We start from the raw sequence: 4,441 nt of genomic DNA, 5'->3' as shown, positions 1-4,441 counted from the left end.
GCCAGCATGAAGCGCATCTCGTCGAAATAGGCGCGGGCGTCGGACTCGGTGGCGAAATAGCCGCCTTTCCAGCCCCAATAGGCCCAGGCGCCGGCAAGACGGTCAAACACCTGCTTGGCCGAGGTTTCGCCAGTGTTGCGCTCGTGCGCGGGCAATGCCGCCATCGCCTCGTCGTCGGCGACCGAACGCCAGAGGAATTCCGGAACCCCCTTTTCCTTCACCCGCTTCAGCCGTGCCGGGATGCCGGCCTTGCGGAAATACTTTTGCGCCAGAACGTCGGAGGCAACCTGGCTCCAGCCGTCCGGCACCTCTACAGCTTCGTTACGGAACACCACCGTGCCATCCGGATTGCGGATTTCGGAGGTGGTGACGGAAAACGCCATGGCGCCATAGGCACCAGTTTCTGCCGTGGTGAACTTACGCTCGATCTTCATGCCCCTGGTCCCTGTTTGTGCGGCCTACGGCCGATAATGACTTGTTGAGAAGGCAAGACCCCACATCCCGCCCGATTGTTGCGGGCATGGCTTTCGCGCACTGTCCAGGCGCGCTTTATGTCGGGTCTCTGTCCTACCTCAGCGGCACTAGATATGGTGTTGTCCCCGGCCGCTTTATCAAAGTGTCGTATTTGCAGTGCTCGTTCAACGGATTTTTTTGCACGTTTCAGCAATTTTCCGGGTTGACGTATTTGATGCAACAGTCACGCGAATGTCATGATCCGCGCGGGCTCTGCGACCGCCGGTTGTGGACATCTCTGGGGATAGAGTTGCAGCGGTTTGTGAGGAGAGCGTGATTTGCAAGGCATCTGGCCTGTTTGGCGCAATAGCCTGAAGGGATGCATGAATGGCCGGCGCATGACCTGCCCCACCCAGAACCGATTCTGCCCGGTCAGGCGCGGGTTGGGCGGTTGATCAGAATGATGCCGACCGCAACCAGAGCCAGAGCCGCGAGAATCGCCCAGGTGACCGTCTCGCCGAACACCAGGGCCCCCAAGGTGAACGCAAAGATCGGCGTCAGGAAGGAAAACGACGCAACCGTTGACGAGGGGTAGACCGACATCAGCCACAACCATGCAATGAAACCGCCCGCGACCACGACCGAGGACTGAAACACCAGCAAGACCAGATGGACGGGCTGCAGATCGCGGATCAACGGGCCAAACAACGGTGATGCAATCAGCAGGATCGGCGCTGATACCAGCACCATCCAGAACAGCTGTATTTCCGGCCCTTCGGCGCGCATCACCGGGCGGCGGGCGATGAACGCAGTTCCAGCCCAGCCCAACGCACCGCCCAAAGCGAAAAGATCGCCGATCAGGCTGCCCTGCCCGGTAGAGGGGCCCGACAGAATCGCCCAAGCGGTACCCGCGAAGGCCAACCCAAGGCCGACGGCACGCAGAAGCGTGATCCGTTCGCCAAGCCCGAAATGCGCGAGAATCGCGAACCAGACGGGCATTGAATAGAACACCACCGAGGTGCGCCCGACGGTGGTCAGATCAAGGGCAAGGAACAGACACATGAATTCGGCCGCAAAGAACAGGCCCATCAACAGGCCGGGACCAAAGGCCGCACGGTTCAGGCGCGGCGGGCGGCCACGGTACACAAGCCACGCCCAGACGAACAGAACCGCCAAGGCCGAGCGCAGGCCGGCAAAGAACACCGGCTGCAGGCCTTCGTTCACCATCTTGACGATGATCTGGTTGAAGCCGAGCAGCAGTGTGACACCAACCAGCACCGCGCCGCCAAACGGGTCGAGCCTGTCTTTGCGTTCCATTCCCGGCCCTGCGCCCCATGATCTTGCGCCATCCTTGTGCCTCAGGCGGCGGGCAAGGGCAAGGAAGCGCCGGGCGGCGTTCCGACAGGGTCCAACGCGGAAGCGAATGCCGGCACCGCCGCGCAGTCTCCATGGCGATTAGGGCCAGCGGCCTCGATCGGCGCGGGATGCGGCTTTCGCTTTGCTGCCGGGGCCGCTAGAAGGCCGCATGAACCCCTCGCATGCAAGCGGCGACAACCTGCGCGGCATCTTTCTGATGGTCGCATCGATGGCGTTGTTTGGCGTCGAGGACATGTTCCTGAAATGGGCGGCACAGGGGCTGCCACTGGGGCAGATCATCTTTGTGTCCGGCGCTTTCGGGTTGCCGGTATTCGTGCTGATGGCGCGAATGGGGGGGCAGCGGATCTTTGTGAGGCAAGCGCTGCAACCCGCTGTTCTGGCGCGAAATATCGGGGAAATGGTCGGTTCTGCCGCCTATGTCGCAGCGCTGGCGACGGTGCCGTTGTCGACGGTGTCGGCAGTGCTGCAGGAGATGCCGCTGGCGGTGACGATGGCAGCGGCGCTGTTCATGCAGGAAACCGTCGGCTGGCGGCGCTGGAGCGCGATTGGGGTTGGCTTTGCCGGGGTGCTGATCGTGATCCGGCCGGGGCTGGAAGGCTTTCGGCCCGAGGCGCTTTATGTGCTGATCACGGTGGCGGGGCTGACGCTGCGGGATCTGGCATCGCGCCGCATTCCGCAGGCGGTGACGACGGCGCAAGTGTCGGCCTGGGGGTTGATGGCGGTGACGTTGCTGGGGGTGATGATGATGGCCGCCTCGGGCGAAGTTCAGGCCGTAACCCCATGGCAAGCAATGGTTCTTGTGGGTGCCGTGGCGTTTGGGACAGCTGGCTACTGGGCGATCACGGCGGCGACGCGAACCGGTGAAATTTCGGTGGTCGCGCCGTTCCGCTACACCCGGCTGATCTTTGCCATCGTGATCGGTGCGCTGGTGTTCGGCGAATGGCCGGACGGGCTGACCTATCTTGGGGCCAGCCTGATCATCGGGTCGGGGCTTTATTCCTTTGCCCGCGAACGTGCGCGCAAACGCGCTTCCCAACTGGGGTGAGGCGCGCTAAAGGGGGCGCGAGAGCGTCATTGCCCCAAAGGGAGCCCCCCATGAGCACGATCATCGACATTCACGCCCGCGAAATTCTGGACAGCCGGGGCAACCCGACGGTCGAGGTGGACGTCTACCTGGAGGACGGCTCGATGGGCCGGGCCGCTGTGCCCTCGGGCGCATCAACCGGCGCGCATGAGGCCAACGAGCGGCGCGATGGCGACATGGCGCGCTACAAGGGCAAGGGCGTGCTGGAGGCGGTGGCGGCAGTGAACGGCGAGATCGCCGAAGAGATCGTCGGCTTTGACGCGACCGAGCAGGTTGGCATCGACCGCACCATGATCGAGATGGACGGCACGCCGAACAAGTCGCGGCTGGGGGCGAATGCGATTCTGGGCGTGTCGTTGGCGGTGGCCAAGGCCGCGGCAGAGTTCAGCGGCCAGCCGTTGTACCGCTATGTCGGCGGCACCTCGGCACGCGTCCTGCCCGTGCCGATGATGAACATCATCAACGGCGGCGAGCATGCCGACAACCCGATCGACATCCAGGAATTCATGATCATGCCGGTGGGTGCCGAAAGCATCCGCGAGGCGGTGCGGATGGGATCGGAAGTGTTCCACACGCTGAAGAAAGAGTTGCAGAACGCGGGCCACAACACCGGGATCGGCGATGAAGGCGGCTTTGCGCCGAACTTGAGCTCTGCCCGCGACGCGCTTGATTTCATTCTGAAATCTATTGAAAAGGCGGGCTATCGTCCGGGCGAGGATATCTATCTGGCGCTGGATTGCGCGGCCACCGAATACTTCAAGGGCGGCAAGTACGAGATGACGGGCGAGGGCAAGAGCCTGAGCATCGAGGAGAACGTCGATTTCCTTGCCGGGCTGGCGGCGGATTACCCGATCATCAGCATCGAAGACGGCTGTTCCGAGGATGACTGGGCGGGCTGGAAGCTCTTGACCGACAAGTTGGGCGGCAAGATCCAGCTGGTGGGCGACGATCTGTTCGTCACCAACCCGCGCCGTCTGGCCGAGGGGATCAAAGCCGGTTGCGCCAATTCAATGCTGGTGAAAGTGAACCAGATCGGCACGCTAACCGAGACGTTGCAGGCGGTGGAGATGGCGCACCGGGCGGGCTATACCAATGTGATGAGCCACCGGTCGGGCGAAACCGAGGATGCCACGATTGCCGATCTGGCGGTGGCCACGAACTGCGGCCAGATCAAGACCGGCTCCTTGTCGCGGTCGGACCGGCTGGCCAAGTACAACCAGCTGATCCGCATCGAAGAACTGCTGGGCGAGACCGCGGAATATGCCGGACGGAGTGTTCTGCGGGCCTGAAGATCACGGCTGCATTTTGAGACGTTTGGGGCCCTTCGGGGCCCCTTTGCTTTTTCTGTGGTCGTGGGACTGGCCGCGTGGGCGCAGCGCTCCGCGCGGGGCAGTTTGCCCCAGCCCCCCCTCAGCCGCCTTTCATTTCCTGCAAGGTGTTGCCGCCATCGACCACGATCAACTGGCCGGTGATGTAGCTGGCCTCTTCAGCGGCAAGGAACAGTGCCGCATGGGCGATTTCGTCCGG

At 62.9% G+C, this 4,441-nt stretch carries 4 protein-coding genes and 1 pseudogene; 2 read left to right on the top strand and 3 right to left on the bottom strand.

The window, feature by feature from the left end; all coding sequences use genetic code 11:
* Both RMO18_RS15795 and RMO18_RS15790 read right to left on the bottom strand, forming a co-directional pair.
* Positions 1 to 434, bottom strand: a pseudogene (locus RMO18_RS15795) (vitamin B12-dependent ribonucleotide reductase); the annotation flags it as partial.
* 451 nt (positions 435 to 885) lie between these two features.
* Positions 886 to 1,770, bottom strand: coding sequence for a DMT family transporter (locus RMO18_RS15790; RefSeq protein WP_309667195.1), 885 nt, complete (start codon positions 1,768 to 1,770; stop codon positions 886 to 888).
* Between the two features lie 208 nt (positions 1,771 to 1,978).
* Here RMO18_RS15790 and RMO18_RS15785 point away from each other — a divergent pair, with 208 nt between their 5' ends.
* On the top strand, positions 1,979 to 2,875 hold the full coding sequence (locus RMO18_RS15785) for a DMT family transporter (RefSeq protein WP_309667194.1): 897 nt from the start codon (positions 1,979 to 1,981) through the stop codon (positions 2,873 to 2,875).
* Positions 2,876 to 2,925: 50 nt separating this feature from the next.
* Positions 2,926 to 4,203, top strand: a complete 1,278-nt coding sequence (eno, locus tag RMO18_RS15780) for a phosphopyruvate hydratase (RefSeq protein WP_309667193.1) — start codon at positions 2,926 to 2,928, stop codon at positions 4,201 to 4,203.
* A gap of 121 nt (positions 4,204 to 4,324) precedes the next feature.
* Here eno and RMO18_RS15775 read toward each other — a convergent pair whose 3' ends face one another.
* Entirely contained in the window at positions 4,325 to 4,432 is a 108-nt protein-coding gene (locus RMO18_RS15775) for an SDR family oxidoreductase (RefSeq protein ID WP_309667197.1), read from the bottom strand.
* Between the last annotated feature and the right edge of the window lie 9 nt (positions 4,433 to 4,441).

The sequence above is a fragment of the Tabrizicola sp. genome, from assembly GCF_031377265.1.
GTDB lineage: Bacteria > Pseudomonadota > Alphaproteobacteria > Rhodobacterales > Rhodobacteraceae > JAUYQR01.
This window is presented reverse-complemented; position numbering and strand designations above follow the sequence as displayed.